At 36.1% G+C, this 20,471-nt stretch carries 18 protein-coding genes and 1 pseudogene; 8 read left to right on the top strand and 11 right to left on the bottom strand.

Annotated features, from left to right (window positions below; all coding sequences use genetic code 11):
- Positions 1-146: 146 nt before the first annotated feature.
- Entirely contained in the window at positions 147-1,124 is a 978-nt protein-coding gene (locus AC0L5Q_RS12285; RefSeq protein ID WP_473608657.1) for a helix-turn-helix domain-containing protein, read from the bottom strand.
- An 822-nt stretch (positions 1,125-1,946) separates the two neighbouring features.
- On the bottom strand, positions 1,947-2,465 hold the full coding sequence (locus AC0L5Q_RS12280; RefSeq protein WP_473608653.1) for a hypothetical protein: 519 nt from the start codon (positions 2,463-2,465) through the stop codon (positions 1,947-1,949).
- 208 nt (positions 2,466-2,673) lie between these two features.
- On the opposite strand from AC0L5Q_RS12280, the gene AC0L5Q_RS12275 reads away from it, so the two are divergent.
- From AC0L5Q_RS12275 to AC0L5Q_RS12265, 3 genes are all read left to right on the top strand, one after another.
- Complete coding sequence (locus AC0L5Q_RS12275) at positions 2,674-2,949, top strand: DUF3081 family protein (RefSeq protein WP_473608649.1); 276 nt, start codon at positions 2,674-2,676, stop codon at positions 2,947-2,949.
- On the top strand, positions 2,936-3,403 hold the full coding sequence (locus tag AC0L5Q_RS12270; protein ID WP_473608646.1) for a CIA30 family protein: 468 nt from the start codon (positions 2,936-2,938) through the stop codon (positions 3,401-3,403). The genes AC0L5Q_RS12275 and AC0L5Q_RS12270 overlap by 14 nt, the downstream gene beginning before the upstream one ends.
- 82 nt (positions 3,404-3,485) lie before the next feature.
- Positions 3,486-3,701 carry a TIGR02450 family Trp-rich protein gene (locus AC0L5Q_RS12265; RefSeq protein ID WP_473608642.1) on the top strand — a complete coding sequence of 72 codons (216 nt, stop codon included), beginning with the start codon at positions 3,486-3,488 and terminating at the stop codon, positions 3,699-3,701.
- A gap of 116 nt (positions 3,702-3,817) precedes the next feature.
- Here AC0L5Q_RS12265 and AC0L5Q_RS12260 read toward each other — a convergent pair whose 3' ends face one another.
- The 4 genes from AC0L5Q_RS12260 to AC0L5Q_RS12245 are packed head-to-tail and all read right to left on the bottom strand — an operon-like array spanning position 3,818 to position 8,565.
- Positions 3,818-5,572: a sugar phosphorylase gene (locus tag AC0L5Q_RS12260; protein WP_473608638.1), complete on the bottom strand. Its 1,755-nt coding sequence runs from the start codon at positions 5,570-5,572 to the stop codon at positions 3,818-3,820.
- A gap of 5 nt (positions 5,573-5,577) precedes the next feature.
- A complete protein-coding gene (locus AC0L5Q_RS12255; protein ID WP_473608634.1) occupies positions 5,578-6,816 on the bottom strand; it encodes a glycosyltransferase family protein in 1,239 nt (412 codons plus the stop codon).
- 24 nt (positions 6,817-6,840) lie between these two features.
- The gene (locus tag AC0L5Q_RS12250) at positions 6,841-7,698 is read right to left on the bottom strand and encodes an HAD-IIB family hydrolase (RefSeq protein WP_473608630.1); all 858 of its coding nucleotides are present in this window, start codon (positions 7,696-7,698) and stop codon (positions 6,841-6,843) included.
- Between the two features lie 6 nt (positions 7,699-7,704).
- Positions 7,705-8,565 (bottom strand): kinase, encoded by an 861-nt coding sequence (locus AC0L5Q_RS12245; RefSeq protein ID WP_473608626.1) that lies wholly within the window; start codon positions 8,563-8,565, stop codon positions 7,705-7,707.
- Positions 8,566-8,946: 381 nt separating this feature from the next.
- Between AC0L5Q_RS12245 and ggt the strand changes: the two genes are divergently transcribed.
- Complete coding sequence (gene ggt / locus AC0L5Q_RS12240) at positions 8,947-10,614, top strand: gamma-glutamyltransferase (protein WP_473608623.1); 1,668 nt, start codon at positions 8,947-8,949, stop codon at positions 10,612-10,614.
- Between the two features lie 27 nt (positions 10,615-10,641).
- Here the strand turns inward: ggt and AC0L5Q_RS12235 are convergent, their stop codons facing one another.
- The 5 genes and pseudogenes from AC0L5Q_RS12235 to AC0L5Q_RS12215 form a co-directional block, all read right to left on the bottom strand.
- Entirely contained in the window at positions 10,642-12,363 is a 1,722-nt protein-coding gene (locus AC0L5Q_RS12235; RefSeq protein WP_473608619.1) for an RluA family pseudouridine synthase, read from the bottom strand.
- Between the two features lie 356 nt (positions 12,364-12,719).
- Positions 12,720-13,773: pseudogene (locus AC0L5Q_RS12230) on the bottom strand (IS110 family RNA-guided transposase).
- Positions 13,774-14,146: 373 nt separating this feature from the next.
- The gene (locus tag AC0L5Q_RS12225) at positions 14,147-14,554 is read right to left on the bottom strand and encodes a hypothetical protein (RefSeq protein ID WP_473608615.1); all 408 of its coding nucleotides are present in this window, start codon (positions 14,552-14,554) and stop codon (positions 14,147-14,149) included.
- A gap of 104 nt (positions 14,555-14,658) precedes the next feature.
- Positions 14,659-15,624 (bottom strand): precorrin-2 dehydrogenase/sirohydrochlorin ferrochelatase family protein, encoded by a 966-nt coding sequence (locus AC0L5Q_RS12220; protein ID WP_473608611.1) that lies wholly within the window; start codon positions 15,622-15,624, stop codon positions 14,659-14,661.
- Positions 15,625-15,654: 30 nt separating this feature from the next.
- Positions 15,655-16,137, bottom strand: coding sequence for a putative 4-hydroxy-4-methyl-2-oxoglutarate aldolase (locus AC0L5Q_RS12215; protein ID WP_473608606.1), 483 nt, complete (start codon positions 16,135-16,137; stop codon positions 15,655-15,657).
- Positions 16,138-16,247: 110 nt separating this feature from the next.
- Between AC0L5Q_RS12215 and prmA the strand changes: the two genes are divergently transcribed.
- The 4 genes from prmA (at position 16,248) to purH (ending at position 20,354) form a co-directional block, all read left to right on the top strand.
- On the top strand, positions 16,248-17,129 hold the full coding sequence (gene prmA / locus AC0L5Q_RS12210) for a 50S ribosomal protein L11 methyltransferase (protein WP_473608602.1): 882 nt from the start codon (positions 16,248-16,250) through the stop codon (positions 17,127-17,129).
- Between the two features lie 194 nt (positions 17,130-17,323).
- The gene (dusB, locus tag AC0L5Q_RS12205) at positions 17,324-18,289 is read left to right on the top strand and encodes a tRNA dihydrouridine synthase DusB (RefSeq protein ID WP_473608598.1); all 966 of its coding nucleotides are present in this window, start codon (positions 17,324-17,326) and stop codon (positions 18,287-18,289) included.
- Positions 18,290-18,305: 16 nt separating this feature from the next.
- Entirely contained in the window at positions 18,306-18,593 is a 288-nt protein-coding gene (gene fis, locus AC0L5Q_RS12200) for a DNA-binding transcriptional regulator Fis (RefSeq protein ID WP_076419387.1), read from the top strand.
- 159 nt (positions 18,594-18,752) lie between these two features.
- On the top strand, positions 18,753-20,354 hold the full coding sequence (purH, locus tag AC0L5Q_RS12195) for a bifunctional phosphoribosylaminoimidazolecarboxamide formyltransferase/IMP cyclohydrolase (RefSeq protein ID WP_473608592.1): 1,602 nt from the start codon (positions 18,753-18,755) through the stop codon (positions 20,352-20,354).
- The last annotated feature ends 117 nt before the right edge of the window (positions 20,355-20,471 follow it).

Raw genomic sequence — 20,471 nt, 5'->3', positions numbered from 1 at the left:
CAAAAAACTTGAAATACGTGAACTCAAAAAACGTATTGCTCGTATTGAATATGGAAAGGAAACTTTAAAAAAGGCTACGACTCCTTAATGTCGGACTTGCTGAACAGTTCACAATAATCAAAGCCTTTCAAGAGAGCCATGAAGCTTCAAGACTCTTCTTTATCCAATAACTCCATTAATCCAACCAGTGCGGCAAAAAGTACAGCGCCCACCGGCCAAACAATCCACGTTATTCCCCACGCCATAGTCCACAAGCTCCAGCCAAGATATATAGCGACTAATAAAGGCCAGTAGAATGCAGCAAGTTTCTCTGCACGTTTTGTACGTTTGCTTTTTTCTTTAGCGCTATTATCTTTCAAAATATTGTTGTAAGCATCATATTTAGCGGATACAGGAGCCACAATGTATATTCCTGTTGCTATCATGAGGAGCAAAACAATTAGCATGATTAAAATAATATCAGAACTATTGAAAAACATAGTGGCAAACATTAAGGGCATAAAACTGAATATGAATATAAATATACCTATTGATAATTTTAGATTATAGGTAGATCTGAATTTTTGTAATTTGTCTTTAAAAATACTGTGAACGCCATAAGCTAAATCAAATGTCTCATTTTCTATCGAAGCTATATCACTCTCATATTGGTTTGTTCTAATAAAAAAACTTACTCCAATAGATATCATTACTAATACACCTACAACGCCTATCCATGCTGCAACATTACTTGTTATATTCAATCTATTTGTTTCAGCCATTGCCAAAAAGAAAAGTAGCGGTATTACTGAACATACACAAAGCACAACACCCTTAGTAATTAATGCTGATACTTCTACCTTATTTTCAACATACTTCAATGATTGTTCTAAATTAATTTGAATAGTACTCGGCTCTGTACTTTCACTGAGAAGTTCTAATTCTTCAATATCGTCTTTTAATAGAAAGTCTGTTGAGACCTCAAAAATATCCGCTAACATAATGATTCTATTTATATCAGGTATACTGTTTGCGCTTTCCCATTTAGAGACTGATTGTCTGGAAATACCCATCTTCTCAGCCAGCTCTTCCTGCGACCAACCCAACTGTTTTCTTAATTTGATAATTTTATCCGCTAATATCATAAGGTTCATTCCTTCATCTGTTGTTGAGCGGTAAGCTTAGGTAGTTAGGTAGTTGCAGGCTAGCAAGTCAGGAGGTTAATTTGTCAACCCACAGTTGCATTTACAATAAATAGTTAAATATATTCTTTATTTGGATGCTAGCAAGTTAGTTTTTTCATTTAAACGATAGAACAAAAAATTTAACGTGAACGTATTTTTAATGTGAAGTTACCGTTGATAATAACCAAGCAGTAAAAGCAAATAAAATAGTCGTTGTCACAGCATAAAAACATTACCATTTGTTCACTTAAATGTTGAGATAAATTCACATTAGATAGTAGATAAAAGTTTAGATATACCCGTTATCATTCAAGATGCATGTTGCAGTGGGAACTAAAAACAATTTAAGCACAAATTTTATGTTCCAAAAAAAATCTAAGTCCATCCATGTATGCAAGGCATTAAGTTTACGTTATGGTTATTCACGCTAACTGCTCCTGCGTTACCCTAATATCTTAGATCCTATAGGAAGCTGACTAAAGTTAATAAGCCCCATAAATTGTTTTTAGATCCGTTGGAGAAAGGCTTGAGCAAAATCATTTCTTCGTTAATCCTTTTTATAAGGGACGACCATTATTACAAAGTATTGCCTTGAATTAATATCGCCCAAGAGCTATAAAATAGCCTCTTGAGTGGTAACGGGTATATTCTGTTATTACTTCATCAAACACATCCTTGTGTTGCTGTATTACTTTATTTAACCTGAACTCGGTTTAAGATATTCTTAACGAATTAAAATATAAGAAGAAATAGTTTTATTAAGCCGAATTCAGGTTATTTAAATTAAGGCGCTAAAAAGCTTCTTACCTGATTTAATGCAGCTACGGAAAAACCCTCATCATAAAAATATACAATAATCCCATTTTTATCTAACAATAATACTCTGGCATTGTTGGGATTTTCATTACCCGTAAATATTTGAACCTTTTCACCATCTTCATATACGGTAACTACGCCTTTCCATAGCTCTTTAGGGATACCTTTGCGCATACCGTTATCAATCATAGTACTGAACATACGTGGGAATAAGCCTTGTATGGTAGGTATTTCATAAACATCTACTTTAGTTTTTGTCATGTCTAAACCGATCAGCCATCTATCAATATCAAATTGTGAATTTTGTTTATAACCAACAAGCAATAAAGTGAAGTCGCCTTTGAAATCTTCTGGAATACTTACCTTATTTTTTTCAAGGTTTTGTCCAATTACTGAAGGAAATGTTTTTCCTGTAATTTGTTGATTTGAATAAGTACTGCTACACCCTGTTATTAGTACTAAAAGGGCTAAGAAAAAAATTCTCATGTAAGTGTCCTGTTATTTATTACTGTAATAAATTAACCATACGTTTAAGCATTGAGTTTAGCTCACTATTTGTTGGTTCATGATCATCATTTGTTACGTGTTTATAGTATGACTGAACTATTTTTAGCATTGACACGTATTAATCTTTGAAACTTATTTTCTACATATTTTGTGTAGAACTCATTTGAAACGCTAAACTGAGTCTGCAATGCCTACTATAAATACATCTCAATACCTTTATGTTTTTAATCACGTAATCACTACTGGAATTAACCGAGAGGGGCGGTTTTATTTGGGTAAGCTTTCTGCTTGGTATGATTTTGACGGATACACTTGTTATCTCGGCTATAAAGATCTCACGATGACTTTATATTTTCATAATCGTTTTTCGTTTGATTATCAGGAAGAAGCAACGCTAAAAGAATTTTATTTATTGATTGAAAAAAGTGAAAAAGAGTTTACAACAAATCATGACAGAACATAGCTTTAATGATTGGGACGTTACTAACGATGGTGTTATGGGCGGGTTATCTCAAGGCCATGTAATGCTAAGCAATAAAATTACTGTTTTTTCAGGCGCCATTTCAATTGAAAACAATGGCGGCTTTACCAGTGTATTTACAAAAATATCTACACTTTCAAAAGATATAAAATCAATTCATGTTCGTATAGTCGGAGATGGTAATACTTACCAGCTAAGAATTCGAAGCAAAGTGATGGGCTATAACCTTGCCTATAAAATAGCGTTTAAAACGAAGGTAAATACTGTAGAAACACATTGTTTTACATTAGCTGATTTTGAAGCGTCTTTTAGGGGGCGCTCAATAACGAGTGCGCCATTATTACAGGCACACGTTATTACCCATGTTGGATTTTTAGTTTCAGCAAAGCAACGTAGTCATTTTTCATTGGCTATTCACTCCATTGTATTTAAATAATGCTGGAGTTACATGAATCAACGTTGCTTGGTTTAAAGCCGTAAATGAAGGCAAGAATTAAGCTCATAAGAGAATATTTAATATGAATAAAGTAAGCCCTAAGTCTTTATTACACAGTAAGTGGACTAAAGTTGAAGTAGAAAATAGAGAAAAACATTTTATGATTACTAAGGTAAATGTTGATGATGAACAACGTATTGTTGAATGTAAAATTGAAGCCGTTATATCTAAAAATGAATACTCCATTAACTGGCGAGATTTAAAGGATAACCAATGCTGGAAGCTGGGCTGGCAATAGCGACTGCTTTATTATTAAGTATAAAATACACTAAGTTATTCTTAAGTGTATTTTAGATGGTTAAGGTTATTTATTGATTTTTTAAGTATTCAATAAATAACCTTAAGAGCTGCTTTTTATTTACCGCGTGTATTAGCAATCCAAACACTTTGATATGGCGCTAATTCAATTTCTTCGGTTAAGTCGGTGACTTCTGTACCGCTAATTAATTCAAACCAGTTTTCATTTACAATTAAGTTAAGTTCACTTAATGGTAGCGATAAAGGTTTGTCAGTAATATTACTGATACAAAAAATACTTTGTTTTCTGTCTTGGCTTTGTCGCCAAAAACCGAATAATTGTAAGCCTAAATGTAAAGTAAATTGCGTAGCATTGGGATGAAATGCTGGCTGTTTTATTCTTATCGCTAATAATTTATTGAGTGTTGTAAGTACTTCACCGTGATGTTTACCCGTGTCTTGCAGAGCATCAATAAGTAAATCATCTTGCCAGCGATGACGATTGATTGATCGATTACTACCTGTATCTTCAACCTTTTTATAGTCATTTTGTGTACCGAGCATACCATGGATATATATACCGGGAATACCTTCTAGCGCAAACATAATGCTATGAGCACATATAAAACGAACCATATTAAATTCGTCTTTACCTTCAGTTGTGCCTTGCATAGCATCAAATAAAGAGATGTTCATTTCGTAAGGTTTTTGCGTACCGTCTTCTGTGGTTCTACAAGATATTTTGCCACCAAAACCTTCAATGGTTTTTACTAAGTCATGGGTTTCTTCGTCACTTAATAAACCTTCTACGGGTCTTAATCCTACACCGTCATGTGAGGCGATAAAATTAAAGTAAGTGGTACCATCTTGTGCGGGTGGCATGCTCATTAACCAACGTTTTAAATATAAACAACTTCCTGTTAATAAGGTGTTGATAAGTAAAGGTGGTAAAGAAAAGTTATATATAGCGTGCGCTTCGTTTGCATTACCAAAATACGTTAAATTTTGGGTGTTGGGGATATTGGTTTCTGTAATGATGATAGCGTCGTGCCTAGCATGCTCTATTAAGGTTCTAAGTAAGCGAACCACTTCGTGCGTTTCTGGTAAGTTTATGCAAGGGGTTCCTGCTATTTTCCATAAGAAAGCAATGGCATCAAATCTAAAAATTTTAACGCCCATGTCTAAATATTGTCGAATAATAATAACAAAAGCTTTTAGTACTTCTGGATTTCTAAAGTCAAAATCTACTTGATCGTGACTAAAAGTACACCACACCGACTTTTCACCTGAAGCGGTATTCACTTCTCTAAATAATGGAGATGTTCGAGGGCGTACTACATCGGAGGTGTCTGTGTCTGCTGGTGCAGTAAAGAAAAAGTCGTGACCTTCGCCTTCACCTTTAATAAAGTTTTCAAACCAAAAACTACGACTTGAGCAATGATTTATTACTAGGTCAGACATTAAGTTTCGCTCTTTTGCGATAAGCTTAATGTCTTCCCAATCGCCAAGTGATTGATTAACGGTTGAATAGTCAATAATTGAAAATCCATCGTCAGAGCTGTAAGGAAAAAACGGTAATATATGAACGCTGTTTATAGTGTCGCTCATATTATCGTTAATAAAACGGCGTAGTGTTTTTAGTGGTGCTTCGTTATCTTTAACTATACTGTCACCGTAAGTAATTAAAATAACATCTTCTTCTGACCACTGGTTAGTATAGGGCGCCACAGCTGAACAATCGTCAGACAAGCGCATTAACTCTGTGATTTGCTTTGCCAAGTCGTCTGTCGATTGCGTTAGGCTAATGTCTTTATAAATAAATTCAAGTTGTTGACTGAGTTTACCTAGTAATTGTTCATAGTGTGTCACCATATTATTTAAGCCTCTTCTAAAATAGTGCTAAATTCTTTGTAGTCTTCTTCTACTGCTTCTTTTATTTGCGATAAAATATCAGGCATAGCGCTAATAACACGATTCCAAGACGGAATAAAAGGTGTTTCCATTGGTTGTTCTAAAAAGGTATTACCGGCTTCTAATATATTTTCAGCGAACATTTCTACTGCTTTTTCTTCGTTATGCGTGTCGAGTTTAAGGCCATTCATTTGTGCGTCGTGGCGGTAAGTTTCAACATAATCTAAAGCAATACGGTAGTAGGTGGCTTTAAGTGTTCTGAATTTTTCAGAGGTAAAGGTTTCACCTTCAGTAGCCAGCTTACGTATAAAAGCTTTACTGATGTCGATAGACATTTTTGATAAACCACCGCTGGTATTGTCTAGCGATAAATCTTGATGCTTATGGTCGTAAGTAGCCGCAATATCTACCTGACAAACATGATTTGACGAGTAGTTACGGTACATTTCAGAAAGTACGCCAATTTCTAAACCCCAATCACTCGGGATACGAATATCTTTTAATACATCTTTACGGAATGAAAACTCTCCCGCTAATGGATATAAAAAGCTATCCATGTATTCTAGGTAATCACAATGGCCCACAGTTTTCTTTAATGCTTTTATTAATGGAGTAACCAGTAATCTTGATACGCGACCATTAATTTTTCCATCGGCAACACGGGCATAAAAGCCTTTTGAAAAAGAGTAGTTAAAGTTTGGATTTGCTACTGGATAAAGTAGTCGAGTGAGTAAGTCTTTTTCATAAGTAAGAATGTCACAGTCATGTAAGGCTACTGATTCAGCTTTACCTGAAGCAAGAATATAGCCCATGCAATACCAAACATTTCGTCCTTTACCTAACTCTTTAGGGGCAAGGCCTAGTTTTTGTAGTTTTGCATCAATGGCTTTTAATCTTGGGCCATCGTTCCATAATACTCTGTGATGTTGTGGTAATTGGCCAAAAAAAGATAAAGCATGTTTGTATTGCTCTAAGTCTGCTCTGTCTAATCCAATCACAATTTGTGATAGATAGTTAACCTCTTTTATTTTATTGATGATGTCAGGTAATGCTTTACCCTCTAATTCTGAGAAAAGTGAAGGTAAAAGTAGCCCAAGTGGGCGAGTTTTAGAGAATGCTTCTAATTCAGTTTCCATATCCTCGGTCGTTCTTTGCGCTAAGTTGTGTAATGTAGTTACAACGCCATTTTGATAAAAGTCAGCCATGATATACCTCTTGGTTATGGTTAATTAGTTATAAATTTTTGTAGACAATGAATTGCTTGATAACGGTTCAGGTAATAAATGCTGTATTGCTTCAGCCCAACCTGCTGGGCCATATTCTTGTGTTTGAATAACGTTTTCTGTTTTATTTAGTGCCGGAAACTCATGCACAGGGGATCGAATTTGTACGGCAATACTTGCTGCCTCTAGCATGGCAATATCATTTTTACCGTCGCCCAATGCAATTGTTGATATTGTGTCATCTCCTATATTTTTTTGGTAATGCTCTGTTAACCAAGTTAAGGCTTGGCCTTTATCACTATTGCCGCTTACGTGAAAGAAACGACCGCCAAAAAGTATGGTAGCGCCTGATTTTTCAAGATATTTAATAAAGTCTTGTTTTGATTCTTCATCTCCACGCCAGTGTATAGGCTCGCCGTATTGTCTATTTTTGGCTAGATCGGTATTAGCTATACTTAATCCAGTAAGCTCAGCTAGCTCTTCAGTCGTTAATGTAGAAAAGCCTTGGTATAAGCCTTTAAACTTTGCCGGCGCGTCTTTAATAATTTCTAACCAATGCTGGCGTGGTAAGCAAAACGATTTAACCCAATATTGCCCCATACTTAGTGTGTTTTTAGGTTGTATCCTAAAGGTGTTTTTAGGAATAAAAATAGCGGCACCGTTTTCAATGATCAGTGGGGCTTTAATATTAAGATCTGCTTGTATTTTAAGAACTTCCGCTAAGGTTTTACTTGTAGTTAATACAATAGGAATATTCGCTGCGTTTAACTGTTTTATAACAGGCAAAGCAGGAGTACTTTCATAGGTGAAGTGATCAAGTAATGTTCCGTCTAAATCACTAAAAATAATTACGGGTTTGTTCATTGTTAATTAGTCCTTTTCAACACATTGGGTAATACAGCGGTTTTCGTTTAGATAAAAAATAGTATTAGCGATTAAAGGCAAAGATTGTATTCCATGTGTTGTTAAACGTTGAAAATATTGAATAAAATTTAAAATTTGAGCTTCGTTCATTACGTTTGTTTGTTTTGTTGATGAAAGCGTTTTAATTAACTTTTGTTCTTGCTCTAAGCGCCATTTATACACGCTATCGAAAGATGGGGTTTGTAAAGCCACCCAAAAATTCATGTAGTCGTATAGAGGTTGGTAGCTTGCACGTAATTGTTCATTAACATAGGTGCGCCACACCCTTTGTTTGTCTTCTTCTTTTTCAAGACTATTAATAGGAGTGGTTAGTTCTGATGTGGTTTGTGCAGTAACGCCCCAGCACCAGCCTTCAAGAATAAGAATATCTATAGGCTTATCTATATGTTGCCATTGGCTTTCATCATAAGGATCGTCCGTTACTTTGTTAAAGCGAGGAATCAAAAAATCAGTTTGGCGCGTTTTTACTTTAGCTAGTATGCTTTCAAGTAAATCGGTGTTATGTGTTCCTGGAACTCCACGGGTTTTTAATAAAGGGTGTACGATTTGAGCCAGTTTATTTCTGGCTGTTCTTGATAAGTAAAAATCATCAAGCGACATCACCACAACATTCAGTTGATGTGTACCTGATAAATAATGCGCTAAATAATCTGAAAGTGTTGATTTACCGCTACCTTGGCAGCCATTTACACCCACAAAATAAGGTGACCCTTGCTCTTGATAAGCTTTAAATATTCGCTCTGCTAAGGGTAAATAATTCTCTTCAACTAAAAGTTTGAATTCATCCGGTAACCAATTTTTTTTCATGAAAGCTGAAAGCATAACCTTTAGTATCCATCCATTTTACGTAATATAAGTCTTACAACTCTTGTGCCAGATGATTTTTAATGGCGAAAATCGAAATTAAGTTATTGAATTTATTTGTTTTTATATTCGTTTTTGTTGTGTTTAAATTTTAAGTTTATCTTTAGTTTCATCCTAAAATCTACTTTATTGCATTGTTTTGGTGCAATGCGAGTTTATGAGGATAATGATTATTTAAATAGATTATAGAGAACATTTATAATGTACGTATCCTTTTACATCATAAAGGAAAGCTTTTTAAGTAAAACTGCTTGGGTAGTTTTTCATATTGATATACATGCTAAAGTCTTCAGTAATAATGTTAAGTAATGGAATGGAGTAGGCATGAAAAATATATACATAATCGTTTTTGCTTTAATAAGTTTTATTGCATCAAGATCTGGTTTTGCTCAATCGGCTGTTGCTATGCCTGATAGCTACAGTGCAACTGAAGCTAAACAAATATTACAAAATGGTGGTAATGCTATTGATGCTGCAATTGCTGCGCAATTTGTTTTGGCGGTAACTTTACCTGAAGCCGGTAATATTGGTGGTGGTGGCTTTATGACCATATATAAAGATGGCACTTCAGACTTTTTAGATTATCGAGAAACTGCTCCCGCTGCTGCTCATAAAGATATGTATTTAGATGAGCAAAAAAATGTAATCCTTCATTTATCTTTATATGGCATTTTATCGTCAGGCGTTCCCGGTACGGTTGAAGGTATGTGGCAAGCTCACAAAAAATACGGAACTAAATCGTGGGAAGAATTATTAGCACCCGCGATTAAGTTAGCTGAGGAGGGCTTTATTGTTCATCCTACCTTGCGTAAAGCTATTGAATGGAGAATTGACAGTTTTGAAAAAGAAGCAATTAATGTGAATTTTTCACGTTATTTTTCACAGGCTAAAACAGGTCAAATATTTAAACAGCCTGAACTTGCCGCCACCTTAAAACTCATTGCTAAACATGGTCGAGATGGTTTTTATAAAGGAAAAACGGCGAAAACGATTAGTGCTTTTATGAAAGAACACGGCGGTATTATCACTGAGGAAGATTTAGACGCTTACCGTATAAAGTGGCGTAAACCGCTACAGAAAAAATGGCGTGATTATGAAGTGGTTACTGCACCACCGCCAAGTTCAGGTGGAATTGCGGTACTACAATGGCTAACTATGTTTGATGTGGTAAAGCAGAAAGCAGTAAAACAAGATCAGCCTTTAACACATAACTCTACTCAGTATGTTCATTTACTGTCAGAAATAGGAAAACGTGTTTTTGCTGACAGAGCTGAATATTTAGGTGATCCCGACTTTTACAACGTACCTCAATCAAAACTACTGACTCAAGCGTACTTAGTTGAACGCGCATCTGATATTACACTCGACAAAATATCGAATACAGAAAGTATTAAACCCGGCTTGAAAGAAAGCACTGATACTACGCATTTTTCAATTGTTGATAAATGGGGTAATGCTATTTCTAACACTACTACCATCAACTATACATTTGGTAGTGGTGTTATTGTTGAAGGCGCTGGGTTTATTTTAAATGATGAGATGGACGATTTTAGTGTAAAACCTGGAGTGGCTAATGTTTTTGGTGCTTTAGGTGGCGTAGCAAACGAAGTTCAGCCGCATAAGCGTATGTTGTCTTCTATGTCTCCTACTATTTTATTAAAAGCAGGTAACGTTGAGTTAGTTACTGGATCGCCTGGCGGTACAACCATTATTTCATCAGTGTATCAGTCAATACTGAACGCGGTTGAGTTTAATATGACGGCTGAAAATGCAGCCAATAGCGCGAGATTCCACCATCAACTATGGCCTAAAAATAAAATTGTGCATTATGCCGGCATAGATAAAAAGGTAATTGGTGAGTTACAACAAATGGGCTACAACACCAAGCAAGAGTCTTTTGGCGATGTACAAATAATACTGCAACGTGATGGAAAGCTCACTGCGGCTTCTGAACATAGAAAACGTCATAGAGGTGTTTCAATCGTTTTTTAATATTTTGTATAACCACTTATTTTTAGTCTAAAAATCAGGAGCTGATTGAAACGTTAGCTCTTTTTTTGTTAATGGGTGCTTTAGCGTTAATTGTTCTGCATGTAGGTGTAAGCGATTCGCGGTAGTACCATATAAATCATCACCTACAATAGGTGTGTTTAAACCTAATATGTGAGCACTGTGTACTCTTAATTGATGTGTTCGTCCGGTTTTTGGGCTTAGATATACTTTTGTTTTATTGTTTTTTGTATAGCCAATAACTTGCCATGTTGTGTGAGCTGGTTTTCCTATTTCAGTACATACAAGCTGGCGAGGACGGTTATAAAAATCCCCCATTAGCGGTAGGGTTATTTCTCCCGTTTCGGTTTCAATGATCCCATCAAGTAAAGCGACATATCGTTTATGCACTTCTCGCTGAATAAACTGTTTTTGTAATTGCTTATGTGCTCTTTTAGTTAAAGCAATAACCATTAGGCCAGAAGTCGACATATCAAGACGATGAACAATAATAGGGCCACTGGCTGAAGGTATTAATTGCTTAATACGAGTATATACAGAATCTTGAATGTGCTTTCCGGGGACCGATAACATGTCGTGTGGCTTGTTTATAATCGCCATGACTTCGTCTTGATATAAAATGTCGAGTTGTTTGTTATCGACAGTGTTTACGAGTAAGGGATTTTCATCTTGTTCTATTCCTTCAAGCATCCAATTAAGAATAGGCTCGCATTTACCTGAACAAGCAGGATAATAATTTTTGTGCTGTCTAATTTCTGATTTAGGTGAAACACCCCACCAAAATTCTGCCATGGCTAATATTTTGTAATTATTTTTAAAAGCGTATTGGATTAATTTGGGTGCAGCACAATCGCCAGAACCAGAAGGTGGGACTTGTTGTGGTGTAGGTTTGAAAATTTCTTGTAATGATTTACTGCAACCGTTTTTATTCAGTAATTGGTATTGCTGAAATAATTGATTTTGTAAAATAGATGAGCGGTTTTGTCTCTCATTTTTAAGCTGTGCAATTTCATGTTCAAGCGTGTTTAATTGTTGTTGAACGTTGTCTATCTTTTGCTGCCAATTATGCTTTAGTATTTTTAACTGGTTTTTATCGTGTACGCTTTCTTTAGCAAGTTGATTAAACAAAGGCGTTAAACTTTCGTTATCGAGTGCTTGCTCAGCCTTTATTCTCTGCTCTTTTCTGTTTTTCCTATTTACAGCCATTATTTCTTGATGCTTTGTTAACTCTTTTTGAAAAGCTAAACCAACAGCAAGTAACTCATTTTGTAAAAGAGTTAACTGTGGATTACTTTCTAACAGGGTTAGTTGTGTTGTAAGTTTATTTATCTCAATTTGTTCAACATCGAATTGTTCATAAAATTCTTTACCCGATCTGTCGTTAGGTTGACTGGCAAGTTGTTTGGTTTCAGGTACTGAAGGCACAAAACGACCTATCGTATATTCGCCACAAAGCTTGCCTGAAAACGCTGTTAAGTAACCTATTTCTTTTTGTGTGTTTTTAACCAATAAAATGCCAAACATTTTGCCCGATGCATTATTTTTATCATCGGTTAAGCCAAAGTTGTGCAGCCATTCGTTTTGAGTACTTAAATAATGTTGTAGCTCTTTTGCTGCTAATTCACATAAAGGGTGTGGTTGATAATAAAAAGGGAAGGTAAAGCGTTCTGGTAATGAATAACTTTCAATTGAATGGGTGAAAGTAATAAAGCAAGGATCTGATTGAGGCATATTAAACGCTGATTGTTTTCAGAAAAACGAATGTTTAATTATTATAACGTAACGGTGCAACTTTTTGTAACGGCCATTCGTTAATGTATACCCGTATATGGTCTCCTCCAATATTGCAAGTATAAATTGATAATATGACAGGGATAGATTTGCGTCCGTATATTCGGCTTATTAAGTGTTTTGTTACTCATAGCCTTAATGAACTTCGCACCTATTGTCCTTATCGTGACCTCGGAATTAAATTCCTACGGGTATATCAGGTTTTCAATAGGTCGGTTTGACCTGTTTGTCATTTTTATCACTTTATTTAGCAATTCTTAGGGTTGAACTTTTACTACTTATTACTTTTATTTAATTCAAGTGTTGTTAGTGAAGCTGGCGAGCTCTCCATCATAACAACCTCCCTTTTTTAATATCACCCAACCTATACGCGCTAATTTATTTGCTAAGGCTACCGTCGCTTTATTTTTCCCTTGTGTGAGGACCAACCTTCTTATCCAATTAGCTAACGGCGTTTTCTTACCCTCGTTCTTGCTGACTACTGAACGTGCTCCATGCACTAATAACGTTCGTAAATATGCATTTCCACGTTTACTTATTCCTTGTAAACGCTCTTTTCCTCCCGTGCTATGCTGTTTGGGTACAAGCCCTATGGAAGCTGAAACACAACGTCCATTTTTATAGGCGGCTCCATTTCCTACGTGTTGATAGAAAGCACTCGATACAATCGGACCAAACCCTGGAATGCTTTGCAAGCGCTGACATTCTTCACTTTTACTTAACACTTTTATCTTTTTCGTATAATAAGTTAAGTGCTCTCTTAATTCCGTCAGTTTTTGGTAATGTTGTGCTAATAATTCTTTAAATAGCACACTTAAATTATTTTCTTTTTCTTTATCAAATAATTCAGGGAGCATTTTATATACATGGTTTATTCCTATCGGGAGCACCACACCATATTCGGATAATAAACCTCTAATTTCATTACTGTTTGCTGTTCTGTCTCGTTCACATTTCTTCCTTAACACATGCAAAGCTTGAATATCTTGCTGCTCTTGTGTTTTTGGGCTGACAAAGCGCATTTCTGGTTTCATCGACGCTTCACAAATAGCTAAGGCATCGTTGTAATCATTTTTATTACCTCTTAAAAAAGCTTTAACGTGTTGCGGGGCTATTTGTTTCACGTTATGCCCTAATTTTGTTATTTCTCTTGTCCAATAATGTGCACCTGAACACGCTTCCATGGCAACAAGGCAACAAGGCAACAAGGCAAGGCGGTAATTGAGAAAAATATACCAGCACGTCTCGTCTTTTTAACATTTTCTTTTTAACTATTTTCCCTGCTTGATTACAGCCGATAAAATGAAAAACATTTTTTGCTATATCTAAACCTACTGTTGTAATATTCATAATGGTCTCTTCTTCTGTTAACTTTATTTTCAACACTAAGTTTGGCACATTGTGATGCCGTTAGGAGGAGACCATTTCATCGTTACCAATCAAGGTGCGCTTCTTCGATGGCTCTAAAAAGAATGCATACTTTAGTCCGCTTCCTACAGGATGTAGGGTATTAGGGTAATGCAGGAGCAGTTACCGAGAATAACCATGGCGTAAACTTAATGCCTTGCATACATGGATGTCTGTATTTATATTGTGCTTGAAATGTAAAATCTGTGTCTAAACTGTTTTTAGTGGATCTCCAGATAGCAGCTTTAATAAAAAGGTAAGTTTTTAACTATAAAAAAAACGGACCTGAGTCCGTTTTTTTATATGTTGAAGAAGATTAACCTTCGTCAGACATCATTTCCTTAGCTTTTGCTTTCGCTTCAGCAGCTTTATCTTTAGCGCTGTCCATTAAGTCAGCACCTTTTTCTTTAGCTGAATCCATAGCTTCAGAACCAGCTTCTTTAGCCGATTCCATAGCGTCAGAGCCTGCTTCTAATGCTTCAGTACCAGCTTCTTTAGCTGATTCCATAACCTCAGCACCTGCTTCTTTAGCTGATTCCATAACTTCAGAACTTACTTCTTTTACTGAATCCATTGCAGATGAACTAGCATCTGTAGCACTTTCAGTTAAAGAAGCTTCAGCTTTTTTAGGTTCAGTTTTAGATGCATCTTCACTACATGCAGAAAGAGCTAAAACAGAAGCTGCACAAATAGCAGCAGAAATAATTTTTTTAAGATCGAACATAGGTATTCCCTTTAATATTAAACGACAGACTAATTTTAACACTTTAAAGTATATATTGTTATATATCGATTTACTTTTGTTAAAAAAATGTAAATCTATTGGGCTTAACTACCGCAGTTGAGTTCTTTATAGGTGATGTTACTTTGTAATAAGGCTTTGTTTTTAGGTAGTGGGTGATGTCCAGATAATAAATAAATCACTTTTTGTCCTTGTTCTGCTAAATCTAAAGCATGTTGAAAGTTAATTAATACGGATGTTGCAATATCTTGCGGATATTTGTCGGCATCACGCCTAACATATTCTATTAACGTAATATTCACCGTTTCATCATAAAAAACAGCGTCTGCAAATTGTAATTCTCTATGTGCTTTTAACGTTAAATTATCGGGGTCACCGTTAAGGGTGTGAATAAAGACTATTTCGCCTTTGGGAGGCGCTATTTTTTCTTTCAAGCTTGCGATGAGCTGTTGTTCGGCTTCTTTACTTTCGTCACTTAAAATTAGCTGGCCTATAGAACCTCTTAAAGTGTTTTCCCAGAATGTTCTTCTATTTCTTATGCCTTTAACACGTGCTTTTACATGATCTCTAAACTTAAGTGAAAAATCAGCAAGCTTGCCGTACCCATCGGGTAATGTTTTTTCTATTTGTTCACGTAACATTCTTAATAATATTGGTGCACTACCTGAGCTCGACATAGCAATTAACATGGGATCACGATCTATAATCGCTGGCGTTATATAAGTACAAAGTTCAGGTTGATCAACCACATTCGTTAATAGTTTTAGTTCAAAGGCTTCCTTAGCGACATCTTGGTTTACTTGGGTATTGTCTGTTGCCGCAATAACTAAGTTACAATTTTTTAAATATCCATCGCGATAGTTGTGTTGTAACCATGTAAGTTGGTGAGTGTTAACTAAGCGTTCAACACTAATCGATAGTTGTTCAGACATAACTGTAATGCGAGTTGTTGTTTTCAACAGTAATTCAATTTTACGAGCTGCAACATCGCCTCCGCCAATCACTATGGCGTTAATGTGCTTTGCGTCTAAAAATATAGGAAAGTATTTCATGGGTTACTCAAAAAATTTATAAGTCATATCTTATAGGGTTAATAAATGTTTGCTTACGGCTAATCCGTTAGCATCGCCGTAAATATAATAGCCGGGGGTAAATAGCGTATCAGCAAAACTAACAGGAATGTTAATTTCACCAAGGCCTAACTTGTCAGTTTTAATAGGATTACAACCTAAAGCTTTAACGCCTAACGGTAGAGTGGCTATAGTGCCAGCATCTCTTATACATCCGTTAATAACTATACCTTGCCAGCCATTATTAACGGCTTGTTCTGCTAACATGTCACCGAGTAGAGCGTTAGTTAAACTTGCTTTACCATCAACCACCATCACTTTACCTATACCATTGGTGGCTACCAATTCTTTTACTTTTGAGTTGTCGTTAAAGCAGCTTACCGTGACTATTTCACCAAAAAATATCGTGTTAGCTCCGTAGTTATTAAATAGTGGCGCTGATAGATGCAATTGCTCAGGGTATAGGTCATATAAATCAGGTAATAAATCTAACATGTTAGTTTCCTATTTTTTTCACTACTTTAACAGATGCTGGTATTGGTATTAACCTTTGGGTGTTAAACTATATAAAATAGTTAAACAACAAATAAAAGTTGAGAGTTAAGATGCCTTGGGTACAGCTTAGATTAAATGCTAATGAAGAAACAGCTGAAAAATATAGTGACTGGTTAAGTGCATGTGGGGCACAAGCCGTTACTTTTATTGATGAGAAAGATACGCCTATTTATGAGCCTTTACCCGGCGATGAGGTTATCTATTGGAATAACACTGTTGTTATGGGCTTGTTTGAAGCAAGTCATGACATGGATAAAGTGGTTGCTTACTTAAAGAGCATACACCCTGATAAGGAAGCGTTGAAATATAAACTTGAACAGCTTGAAGATAAAGATTGGGAAAGAGAATGGATGGATAACTTTCATCCGATGAAATTTGGTCAACGTTTATGGATTTGTCCAAGCTGGCGAGAAGTTCCTGAGCCTGAAGCCGTTAATGTTATGTTAGATCCTGGCCTTGCTTTTGGTACAGGTACTCACCCTACAACCGCTTTATGTTTAACATGGCTTGATAGTTTAGACTTAGCAGGAAAAACTGTTGTCGACTTTGGTTGTGGTTCTGGCATTTTATCGCTTGCTGCTTTAAAACTTGGTGCAAGTAAAGTGATTGGTATTGATATTGATCCACAAGCTTTACAAGCAAGTTTAGCCAACGCTAAACGTAATAACGTTGAAGACAGGCTTGAATTGTATTTACCTAAAGATCAACCTGAGTTCAAAGCTGATGTGGTAGTGGCAAATATTTTAGCGGGTCCACTACGTGAATTAGCGCCTACTATTATTGAATTTGTCGGTGAAAATGGCCTGATTGCTTTATCAGGTGTATTAGAAGATCAAGCGCAAACACTTCAAGAAATATATGGTCAATGGTGCAAAATGGATCCTGTGGAAGTAAAAGAAGAGTGGGTTCGTTTATCAGGCACTAAAAAATAAAACCAAATAAAATAAATTAGTGAGTAGTTTTTGTTTGTATATTGTACGAAAACTACTCACATCAGCGCTTTACAAAAAGTCAATAATAAAAACACAAAAAAAAGTCTATTTTGTTCAATTTATATCCTTTCCAATCGTAAAAAAAACGCGTAAACTTAGCGCCCTTTTGACGAGTAGCTCAAAAAAGCAGCAACGTGAAGATAGGTCCATACCAATTATCAAACAATGTAATTTTAGCGCCAATGGCGGGGATTACTGATCAACCTTTTAGGCAATTATGTTGTCAAATGGGAGCAGGGTTAGCGGTATCAGAAATGGTGTCAGCAAACCCTAAAGTATGGGATACCGAAAAGTCTAAACGTCGGCTGGTAAGTAATAGTGAAACAGGTATTCGTTCAGTGCAAATTGCAGGTTCGGATCCTGAAGAACTGGCACATGCGGCAAAAGTTAATGCTGATAACGGCGCCCAAATTATTGATATTAATATGGGATGCCCAGCTAAAAAGGTAAATAAAAAATTAGCGGGTTCAGCGTTATTGAAAGAACCAAACTTGGTAGAACAAATTATTAAATCTGTTGTCCAAGCCGTTGATGTTCCAGTAACGCTAAAAATTCGCACTGGTTGGTGTGAAGATACTCGTAACGGAATAGAAATAGCAAAAATTGCTGAACAACATGGTATTCAATCATTGGCTGTTCATGGACGTACTCGTAACGACTTTTATAAAGGTGATGCGGAATACGACACCATTAAGGCAATTAAGGCTTCTGTTTCTATTCCTGTAGTTGCAAATGGTGATATCACGACAGTTGAAAAAGCTAAGCAAGTACTAGAATACACCAATGCCGATGCAATTATGGTTGGCCGAGGTGCTCAAGGAAATCCTTGGATATTTCGAGAAATTAATCATTTCTTGGTTACGGGCCAGCATTTGCCGGCTCCCTCAATGGATGAGGTACGTTCGGTGATTATCGAGCATGTAAATGATTTACACAATTTTTACGGTGATTTTATGGGCGTAAGATTTGCTCGTAAACACGTATCTTGGTATATGCAGACGCGCGACCCAGATAAACAGTTTCGTTCTATTTTTAATGGTTTAGAGTCTGTAAATGAACAGCTCTCATCATTGAATATGTATTTTGATAATTTAACTTAGAAAGAGTCTCAACTTTATGTTTGAACAAAATATTTCCTCTCCATTTATTACTGGTGATTTACAAACTCAGACAAAGGCATCGCCTTTACGTACACAAGCTAAAATAGCGATCAAAAATTATCTGTCTCAGTTAAACGGAAATGATGTTGATGATATGTACGACCTTGTACTATCTGAAATTGAAGCGCCAATGCTTGAAGAAGTAATGCAATATACTCGCGGTAACCAAACACGTGCTGCAAACTTACTAGGTATCAATCGTGGTACTTTACGTAAGAAGTTAAAAAAATACGGCATGAATTAAAAATTATGGCAGGTTTAGCCTGCCACTAAAAAGCACCCTCGGGTGCTTTTTTATTTTACTTCAAACGATTTTAAATTTTATTTTGAGTAACATGTAACTAAACGATTTCATTAATACTCTCGTTATATAGTTACCCTATTAAAGGTAAACAAAACAGCAATGGACACCCCTCGCCCAATAAAACGCGCACTATTAAGTGTGTCTGACAAAACAGGTATTGTAGATTTCGCTAGAAGTTTAGCAGGTAAAGGTGTTGATATTTTATCAACAGGCGGAACTGCAAAGCTATTAGCAGATAATGGCATCCAAGTTACTGAAGTTTCAAATTACACAGGACATCCTGAAATTATGGACGGTCGTGTAAAAACACTTCATCCAAAAGTTCATGGTGGCATTTTAGCTCGTCGTGGAATTGATGAAACAGTTATGGCTGAAAACGATATTAGTGCTATCGATATTGTTGTAGTAAACCTTTATCCTTTTGCTGATGCAGTAAGTGATGAGAATTGTAGTTTAGAAAACGCTATCGAAAATATCGATATTGGCGGTCCTACAATGGTTCGTGCAGCAGCTAAAAACCATAAAGATGTAACTATTGTTGTTAATGCTCAAGATTATGCACGTGTTTTAGCTGAAATGGATGCAAACAATGATTCATTAACGTATCAAACACGTTTTGATTTAGCGATTGCCGCTTATGAACATACTGCAGCTTACGATGGAATGATCGCAAATTACTTTGGTAAAATGTTACCAGCGTATAATTCAGACGACAAAGATGTTTCATTTTCAAACCGCAATAAATTCCCACGTACTGTAAATAGTCAGTTTATTAAAAAACAAGATTTACGCTACGGTGAAAACTCACATCAAGATGCTGCTTTTTATGTTGAAGCAAATCCTGAAGAAGCATCAGTTTCAACAGCAAACCAAATTCAAGGTAAAGCACTTTCATACAACAATATTGCTGATACCGATGCAGCATTAGAATGTGTTAAAGAATTTGACGAGCCTGCCTGTGTTATTGTTAAACATGCAAACCCTTGTGGTGTTGCTATTGGTGATAACCTTTTAGCTGCATATGAAGGCGCTTATGTTACTGATCCTACATCAGCTTTTGGTGGCATTATCGCATTTAACCGCGAATTAGACGCTGACACAGCAGAAGCTATTGTTTCTCGCCAATTTGTTGAAGTCATTATCGCTCCAAGTATTTCTGAAGCAGCCGCTCAAATTGTTGCTGCTAAACCTAACGTTCGTTTATTAGAATGTGGTCAATGGGATACTAAAACTACGGGTGTTGATTACAAACGTGTTAACGGTGGCTTGCTAGTTCAAGATAGAGATCAAGGACGTGTTGCAGCGAGCGACTTAAAAGTTGTTACTAAGCGTCAACCAACAGAAGACGAAATGCGTGATCTACAATTTTGCTGGAAAGTAGCAAAATTTGTTAAATCTAACGCTATTGTTTACGTTAAAAACAGCTCAACTATTGGTGTTGGTGCAGGCCAAATGAGTCGCGTATATTCTGCTAAAGTAGCAGGTATTAAAGCAGCTGATGAGAACTTAGAAGTAAAAGGTTCTGTTATGGCATCTGATGCATTTTTCCCATTCCGCGATGGTTTAGATGCCGCAGCTGAAGCAGGTATTACCGCTGTGATCCAACCGGGTGGTTCAATGCGTGATGACGAAGTTATCGCTGCTGCAGATGAGCACGGTATCGCAATGGTATTTACAGGCATGCGTCACTTTAGACACTAAGCTGTAAGCATTGTTTAGCAAAGCAGTATTAACATACTGCTTTGCTTTCAATAAAGTTGAAAAATAGCATGTTTTACATGATATATTTTTTTACAATTTTATAAAGATTAAATATTA

The organism is Pseudocolwellia sp. G5-9 (genome assembly GCF_055808995.1).
Note: the sequence above shows the minus strand (reverse complement) of the source record. Positions and strands in the feature narration are given on the sequence as shown.

Excerpts from the sequence above, each read along its gene's own strand:
- AC0L5Q_RS12285 (WP_473608657.1), bottom strand. The coding sequence starts at position 1,124 with ATGATATTAGCGGATAAAATTATCAAATTAAGAAAACAGTTGGGTTGG.
- AC0L5Q_RS12280 (WP_473608653.1), bottom strand. The coding sequence starts at position 2,465 with ATGAGAATTTTTTTCTTAGCCCTTTTAGTACTAATAACAGGGTGTAGC.
- AC0L5Q_RS12275 (WP_473608649.1), top strand. The coding sequence starts at position 2,674 with ATGCCTACTATAAATACATCTCAATACCTTTATGTTTTTAATCACGTA.
- AC0L5Q_RS12270 (WP_473608646.1), top strand. The coding sequence starts at position 2,936 with ATGACAGAACATAGCTTTAATGATTGGGACGTTACTAACGATGGTGTT.
- AC0L5Q_RS12265 (WP_473608642.1), top strand. The coding sequence starts at position 3,486 with ATGAATAAAGTAAGCCCTAAGTCTTTATTACACAGTAAGTGGACTAAA.
- AC0L5Q_RS12260 (WP_473608638.1), bottom strand. The coding sequence starts at position 5,572 with ATGGTGACACACTATGAACAATTACTAGGTAAACTCAGTCAACAACTT.
- AC0L5Q_RS12255 (WP_473608634.1), bottom strand. The coding sequence starts at position 6,816 with ATGGCTGACTTTTATCAAAATGGCGTTGTAACTACATTACACAACTTA.
- AC0L5Q_RS12250 (WP_473608630.1), bottom strand. The coding sequence starts at position 7,698 with ATGAACAAACCCGTAATTATTTTTAGTGATTTAGACGGAACATTACTT.
- AC0L5Q_RS12245 (WP_473608626.1), bottom strand. The coding sequence starts at position 8,565 with ATGAAAAAAAATTGGTTACCGGATGAATTCAAACTTTTAGTTGAAGAG.
- ggt (WP_473608623.1), top strand. The coding sequence starts at position 8,947 with ATGAAAAATATATACATAATCGTTTTTGCTTTAATAAGTTTTATTGCA.
- AC0L5Q_RS12235 (WP_473608619.1), bottom strand. The coding sequence starts at position 12,363 with ATGCCTCAATCAGATCCTTGCTTTATTACTTTCACCCATTCAATTGAA.
- AC0L5Q_RS12225 (WP_473608615.1), bottom strand. The coding sequence starts at position 14,554 with ATGTTCGATCTTAAAAAAATTATTTCTGCTGCTATTTGTGCAGCTTCT.
- AC0L5Q_RS12220 (WP_473608611.1), bottom strand. The coding sequence starts at position 15,624 with ATGAAATACTTTCCTATATTTTTAGACGCAAAGCACATTAACGCCATA.
- AC0L5Q_RS12215 (WP_473608606.1), bottom strand. The coding sequence starts at position 16,137 with ATGTTAGATTTATTACCTGATTTATATGACCTATACCCTGAGCAATTG.
- prmA (WP_473608602.1), top strand. The coding sequence starts at position 16,248 with ATGCCTTGGGTACAGCTTAGATTAAATGCTAATGAAGAAACAGCTGAA.
- fis (WP_076419387.1), top strand. The coding sequence starts at position 18,306 with ATGTTTGAACAAAATATTTCCTCTCCATTTATTACTGGTGATTTACAA.
- purH (WP_473608592.1), top strand. The coding sequence starts at position 18,753 with ATGGACACCCCTCGCCCAATAAAACGCGCACTATTAAGTGTGTCTGAC.